This window comes from Winogradskyella sp., from assembly GCF_013042245.1.
In the GTDB taxonomy this organism is placed as follows: domain Bacteria; phylum Bacteroidota; class Bacteroidia; order Flavobacteriales; family Flavobacteriaceae; genus Winogradskyella.
This window is the reverse complement of record NZ_JABDQL010000061.1, coordinates 1-6,886: the sequence shown is the minus strand read 5'-3', so window position 1 is coordinate 6,886 and position 6,886 is coordinate 1. Positions and strand designations below refer to the sequence as shown.

Here is a 6,886-nt window from a genome sequence, read left to right as displayed (position 1 = left end):
CAAAATAATCTTGTTGAAATCGACTATTAAGATACTGAAAATCAATAACTTAAACAAGTTTAAGACGTTGTTTTTCAATGAATTAAGCTTGTTTTTTTATCTATTTACCAACCCTTGATTCGCATTTGTAATTAAAATTATACTGTTGGCTCGTGTTTTCACTATCTCCGAAGATATCTTGAAATTCAACATTTGTGTTTGCAGTATTTGATAATTCTGTATTTACTACTGCGCTACCTTCAAATACATTCTGATTTGTAAAAACCGACAACGTATGTTTGTCGTTGAGGTAATAATCCAAACCAAACTTGTATAAATGTGTGTCATTTTCATTCAAAATATCTAAGGTTTGAATCGTTCCTGTCTGTAGTTGGTTAAATCTTCCTTCATTAACATTGTCCGAAAAACTATTACCATAACTACCATAAAAATTTAGCTTTCCGTTTCTATAATTAGCATCGATAGAACTATTAAATTTTGGTTCAATTTGGTAAGATAGCCCAACATTTAAGTTTCCATTAAAACCAATATTTACATTCTTGTATAATATAATATTGATGATACCACTCATGCCTTCAGGATTATATTTTGCAGATGGATTTGTAATCAATTCTATCTGTTTTATTGAAGTAGAAGGAATCTGCTTTAATAATTGTGCTGCTGGAACGTTAGATAATTTTCCATCTACCATAATTTGCACATTGGCATTTCCGCGAAGCGAAATAGCTCCAGTTTGTTGGTCCATATTAACGGATGGAATATTGTTCATAATATCCGATGCGGTTGGTCCGGCAGTTGTTAAATCTTTACCTATAGTTACAACTTTACGGTCAATTTTTTGTTGTATTGTAGTGACTTCAGCAACAACGGTCACTTCATCGAGACTCTCAGTATCTTCTTCTAACTGTATGTCTCCAAGGTTTACTTTATAATTTCCTTTTTCTAAGGTAATCGTTTTCGTTACTGTTTTGTAACCTATAAAAGTAATATCTACGGTTACAATGCCTTCAGGTATTTTCCCGACGAAAAAAGCACCCTCATTGTCTGTTATACCACCTGTAATTATTTTACTGTCTTTATCTTTAATGATAATGTTAACATAAGGAATAGGTTCTTTAAGGACGGCATCCATAACGCGGCCTGAGATTGAACCATTTTTAATTTCGAAATTTGAGTTGGGTTGAGCAATTGTCATAAAAGAAAATAGCATGACAATTACCATGAGGTAATGTTTCATTGATTTTTCATTTTTGTGATACTGAAAGGTTAAATGAAATTTCAGTATCGATTGATTGATTGATGATAGTTTGTTTTAATTAAGACGACTAATTTTGTATGTTGTTACTCGTTTTAACAATTCTTAACAAAATTTGCTTATGAAAAAGAAAACATTGGTACTAGGTGCTTCTCTAAAAGAGCACAGATATTCTAATATTGCAATTAAGAGGTTGGTGAATTACAATCATGAAGTTAAAGCCTTTGGATTACGAGAAGGTGAGGTGGCAGGTGTGTCTGTTGATAAAAGATTATTAAATTATGAAGATATAGATACCGTAACTTTATACCTAAACCCAAAGCATCAAGAAGCATATTATGACTACATTATTGGATTGAATCCAAAACGCGTCATTTTCAATCCTGGTACAGAAAATCTAGACTTTTATAAATTGCTTTTAGATAATAATATTGAATACGAAGTCGCTTGTACATTGGTGCTTTTGGGAACTAAACAATACTAATAGGTTGTTTTTTTGAAATAAGTAATAGCCCCATAAACGTAATAAATCCATTAAGGATTAGAATTTCCCAATGGAATTGATAAGCACCAATTACCGATTCTGGTAACAATGTAATACCAAAACTTATTAAAATAGAAAGTAATGCAATAATCCATGCATATTTGTCCTTAATGTGTCGCTTTGTTAATATACCAAATGCAAATAAACCCAGTAAAGGTCCGTATGTAAAAGTGGCAAATTTAAACAAGTTACTTACAACATTTCCGTCTAGATAATTAAATATAATAACAACAATTACAAGGAGTATAGATACCCCAACATGTACCTTTTTTCGTAAAGGTTTTTGTTGCGCTTTTGGTCGTTTCTCAATATTTAGAAAATCTACTGAAAAAGAAGTGGTTAAAGATGTTAACGCACTATCGGCACTAGAGTAAGCAGCAGCAATAAGACCAATTATAAAAATAATGGACAAAGGTTTTCCTAAACCTTGATTCATAGCAATTTCTGGAAATAGTAAATCTGTTCTTACTCTGCCATCTACATTTGGTATTTGTATTCCAAATTGTTCCGAATAGATAAATAGTAGAGCTCCAAGTGACAAAAAAGCAAAGTTGACAATAACTAAAAGTACAGACATGCTAATCATGTTCTTTTGGGCATCTTTTTCTGTTTTACAGGTTAAGTTTTTCTGCATCATATCTTGGTCTAATCCTGTCATAGCTATTGTGATGAAAATTCCTCCTAGAAAATATTTCCAGAAATATTGCTTGGAGTTGATGTCATCAAAAAAGAAAATCTGTCCTTTTTCAGCAAAAGTTTCAGAATTTAAAAACTCTATATAAGACCAATCTAATTTTTGATTTATCAAATAAATAGCCAACCCAACTGCAGTCAGCATAGCAAGTGTTTGTAAGGTATCTGTCCAAATTATAGTTTTTATACCACCTTTAAAGGTGTAAATCCAAATTAGTAAAATAGAAATAACAACAGTTAGCCAAAATGGTACACCCATTTGCTCAAACACAATATATTGCATCGCCAAAGCCACAAGAAATAAACGAAAAGATGCACCTGTAACTCGGGATAATAAAAAGAAAAATGCACCCGTTTTATAACTAACAATACCAAAACGTTGTTCTAGATATTGGTAAATAGAGGTAATATTCAATCTATAATACAATGGTAATAACACAAAAGCAATGACAAAATAGCCTACAAAGAAACCAAGAACACCTTGCATATACGCAAATTCTTGTCCACCTATTAATCCAGGAACCGAAATAAAGGTTACGCCAGACAATGAAGCACCTATCATACCAAATGCTACCAAATACCAAGGTGCGGACTTATTAGCTTTAAAAAACGCAGCATTGGTATCTTCTTTTCCAGTGAAATAGGAGATTAAAACCAAAACAGAGAAGTAGGCAGCTATTAAGAGCAAGATGGAAGTTGGAGACATAAGTTGTATAGTTTTCCGTTAAACTTGCTTCAATTTGAGTATTCTTATTTTTCTTAGGAGCATATTGAGGACAAGCGTCTATTTATTCACTTTTCGAAAATAAACTTTTTAAAATTACCAATCTGCATCATTTCAAAAATTAAAAATTGAGTAACTTCGCCATTATGGAATTTTCTTCGAAATTATTGGAAAATGCCGTTAATGAAATGGCACAGTTACCAGGTATTGGTAAACGTACAGCATTACGTTTGGTGTTGCATTTATTGCGTCAGCCAAGAGAGCAATCTTTTTTATTGGCAGGTGCGATAAAAAAAGTACGTGAAGAAATTAATTTCTGTAAATCTTGCCACAATATTAGTGACAAGGACTTATGCGAAATCTGTACAAATCCAATGCGTAAAAAAGAATTGATTTGCGTGGTAGAAGATATTCGTGATGTTATGGCGATTGAAAGTACGGGGATTTTTAAAGGGTTGTACCATGTTTTAGGTGGAAAAATTTCGCCAATGGATGGTATTGGTCCGCAAGATTTGAAGATTGATAGTTTGATAACGAAAGCAAAAAGCGGCGACATAAAAGAACTTATTTTTGCAATGAGTCCAACGATGGAAGGCGATACGACCAATTTCTATACTTTTAAACAACTTCAAGGTTTAAATATAGCAACATCTACCATAGCACGCGGAATTGCGGCTGGTAATGAGTTAGAATATACAGATGAAATTACACTCGGTAGAAGTATTATAGACCGCGTACCTTTTGAAGCATCACTAAAATTATAAGTTATTCGTGAAGGTGCTCACCCTACATAAATCAGATTTTGAAAAGCATTGCCAAGACTTGTTTTTAAAAATTGATATACAACCAAATGTTGTTGTTGGTATTTTAAATGGTGGCGGATTTGTGTTGGAGGAATTTAAAAAAAATGCTTCTGCTACTACTGAGTTTGCAATAGTAAAGTTACAGCGAGATTCAACAAACGGTATAAAGAAAAAAAAACTTTTACAAACGTTTTTAAAGGCCTCGCCGATCACACTTTTAGATGGTTTAAGACGATTGGAGCATCGTCGGAACTTGAATAGAAAGTTGAAAGAAATCCAATCAGATTTAGAAATTGAAATAAAGTCCAAATCTAAAAGTATAATAAGCATTTTAATCCTTGATGATGCTCTAGATTCTGGTGTAACCATCAAATCCGTTATAAAATCTTTAAACAAACAATTTCCAAATTCTGAAATTAAAACGGCAGTCATTTCTTGGACAAATCCCAAATCTGTAGTTGCTCCAGATTTTTATGCTTTTAAAAACACTCTCGTTCGTTTTCCATGGTCGTTAGACTACAAAACCAATCGCCGTGGATAAAAAAGTCTTGGTTGTAGATTTAGATAGTACCTTGTATAACGCGAATACTTTTCATGAGTTTTTAAAGTATCTGTTGAAATTTTTTTTTAAAAAAATCAAGCTTCTTAAGCTGATAACTTTAATTATTTTTTTAAAGTTTCGGTTTGTTAGAATTATTTCTCACGCACGACTAAAATATCAGGTTATGAAAATGATTCAGAATGATGATTTAGATTTTGAAACTTTTGTTTCAAAACTTGAAACCTATAAAAATGATATCAAAGAAGTTTCAAATTCAGGTTTCGATATTAAAGTTTTAGCAACTGCTGCGCCATATAGTTATGCCCAAGTTATTGCAAAGCAATATAATTTTGATGCATGCTTGGCAACCAATTTTCCTAAAAACGGATTCGTTTCTAATTTTGAAAACTTAGGTAAACAGAAGAAAATTCGACTTTCAGAATATCTAAAAGCGAATGCTTTACAATCTGTTGATACTTTTATTACAGACCATGAAGATGATATTCCGATTGTAAAAATGGCTCAGAAGAATATAATTATTAGTCCAAACAAAAAATTTTATAATTGGCTTAACGAGAATTTAATTAATTTTGAAATACGAGAAATGAAGTAAATTTCTAATATAACGGAAAACTAAATTTTGATTAATATTTAAAGTATTATCAGCTAATAATTCGATTTTTTATTAATTTTGCATTCGATTATAAAATAACGACTATCAAATTAGAGATATGGCAAATTTTGAACTAAAATTACCTAAAATGGGAGAAAGTGTTGCAGAAGCAACAATTACCTCATGGCTTAAAGATGTTGGCGAGACTATTGAAGCAGATGAAGCCGTTTTAGAGATTGCTACCGATAAAGTGGATAGTGAAGTGCCAAGCGAAGTAGATGGTGTATTACTCGAAAAATTATTCGAAGTTGATGATGTGGTACAAGTTGGACAAACTATTGCTGTAATTAAAACTAAAGGTGGTGATACTGTAGAGGTAAAAGCACCTGAATCCCATATACCAAAAGAAGAACCAGCACAAGAGGTTATTGAGGTGACTAAAACAGTAGAAGCAGCAAAAGAAACTGCTACGCCAATAGAATCTACAGGCGAGCGTTTCTACTCACCATTAGTAAAAAATATTGCAAAACAAGAAGGTATTTCTCAAACAGAACTAGATACTGTTTCAGGAACTGGAAAAGATGGCCGTGTGACTAAAAATGATATCAAAGCCTATTTAGAGTCACGTAGCTCAGCACCTAAGCAGGAATCAGTTGCACCAGCAACTCCAGCTCAGAAAGTTAACCTTCAAAAACCTACTAAAGAAGTTGTACCAGTACTCGCATCTGGAGGTGACGAAATTGTAGAAATGAGTCGTATGGGCAAATTGGTGGCGAAGCACATGGTAGATTCTGTACAGATATCTGCGCATGTACAGTCATTTATTGAAGCCGATGTTACTAATATTTGGAACTGGAGAAAGAAACATAAAGACAGCTTTAAAAACCGTGAAGGTGAGAATTTAACCTTTACACCAATATTTATGGAAGCTGTTGCAAAAGCATTACGTGACTTCCCAATGATGAATATCTCTGTACAAGGTGATAGCATGGTAAAAAAGAAACATATCAATTTAGGTATGGCAGCAGCTCTACCTGACGGAAATTTAATTGTCCCAGTGATTAAAGATGCTGATCAATTAAACTTATTAGGTATGGCAAAAAAGGTCAATGACCTAGCAAACCGTGCACGTTTAGCAAAGCTTAACCCAGATGATATACAAGGTGGTACTTACACCGTAACCAATGTAGGTACATTTGGAAGTATTATGGGAACACCAATTATTAACCAGCCACAAGTTGGTATTTTGGCTTTAGGTGCAATACGCAAAGTGCCAGCAGTGATTGAAACACCAGAAGGCGATTTTATTGGTATCCGTTACCGTATGTTCTTATCGCATTCTTATGACCATCGTGTAGTAAATGGAGCCCTTGGCGGACAGTTTGTAAAAGCTGTAAAAGACTACTTAGAAGCCTGGGACACAGATAGAGAGATTTAAAATTCTTGTAGCGTAAAGAGTTTCATAATATAAGAAAAGCAAAGTTCTAAACTGTGCTTTTTTGTTATTTCGTTTAACGTTGTTGTGTATGATTTTGTTGCGTGGTTTAGCACTAACTTTTGCAAGTACACACCAAGTTGGAAATTCCGGGTCACATTCATTTTATGGGGATTAAGCAAAGAGTTTGTTTAATCTAAAGAGGAAAAAAGTAGTGTCCGTTACTCCTCTTAGGTTAGCTCTAAAGAGTTTAATTTTAGCATTAAAAGACTCTGCAT

Annotated in this window: 7 protein-coding genes and 1 pseudogene; 5 read left to right on the top strand and 3 right to left on the bottom strand. The window is 33.1% G+C overall.

Annotation, left to right across the window (positions count from 1 at the left end):
• Positions 1–100: 100 nt before the first annotated feature.
• Positions 101–1,237, bottom strand: coding sequence for a carboxypeptidase-like regulatory domain-containing protein (locus HKP48_RS05000; protein ID WP_296343454.1), 1,137 nt, complete (start codon positions 1,235–1,237; stop codon positions 101–103).
• A gap of 139 nt (positions 1,238–1,376) precedes the next feature.
• Here HKP48_RS05000 and HKP48_RS04995 point away from each other — a divergent pair, with 139 nt between their 5' ends.
• Positions 1,377–1,739, top strand: a complete 363-nt coding sequence (locus HKP48_RS04995; RefSeq protein ID WP_296343451.1) for a CoA-binding protein — start codon at positions 1,377–1,379, stop codon at positions 1,737–1,739.
• Here the strand turns inward: HKP48_RS04995 and HKP48_RS04990 are convergent.
• Positions 1,726–3,198: a sodium:solute symporter gene (locus HKP48_RS04990; protein ID WP_296343449.1), complete on the bottom strand. Its 1,473-nt coding sequence runs from the start codon at positions 3,196–3,198 to the stop codon at positions 1,726–1,728. The two genes, HKP48_RS04995 and HKP48_RS04990, sit on opposite strands and share 14 nt — an antisense overlap.
• Positions 3,199–3,362: 164 nt before the next feature.
• Here HKP48_RS04990 and recR point away from each other — a divergent pair, with 164 nt between their 5' ends.
• The 4 genes from recR (at position 3,363) to HKP48_RS04970 (ending at position 6,611) form a co-directional block, all read left to right on the top strand.
• Positions 3,363–3,980 (top strand): recombination mediator RecR, encoded by a 618-nt coding sequence (gene recR / locus HKP48_RS04985; protein WP_296343447.1) that lies wholly within the window; start codon positions 3,363–3,365, stop codon positions 3,978–3,980.
• Between the two features lie 7 nt (positions 3,981–3,987).
• Positions 3,988–4,560, top strand: coding sequence for a phosphoribosyltransferase family protein (locus HKP48_RS04980; RefSeq protein ID WP_296343445.1), 573 nt, complete (start codon positions 3,988–3,990; stop codon positions 4,558–4,560).
• Positions 4,553–5,173 carry an HAD family hydrolase gene (locus HKP48_RS04975; RefSeq protein ID WP_296343443.1) on the top strand — a complete coding sequence of 207 codons (621 nt, stop codon included), beginning with the start codon at positions 4,553–4,555 and terminating at the stop codon, positions 5,171–5,173. Before HKP48_RS04980 ends, HKP48_RS04975 begins: the two co-directional genes overlap by 8 nt.
• A gap of 118 nt (positions 5,174–5,291) precedes the next feature.
• Positions 5,292–6,611: a dihydrolipoamide acetyltransferase family protein gene (locus HKP48_RS04970; protein WP_296343441.1), complete on the top strand. Its 1,320-nt coding sequence runs from the start codon at positions 5,292–5,294 to the stop codon at positions 6,609–6,611.
• A gap of 171 nt (positions 6,612–6,782) precedes the next feature.
• Here the strand turns inward: HKP48_RS04970 and HKP48_RS04965 are convergent.
• Positions 6,783–6,886 (bottom strand): annotated as a pseudogene (locus tag HKP48_RS04965) (DDE transposase); the annotation flags it as partial.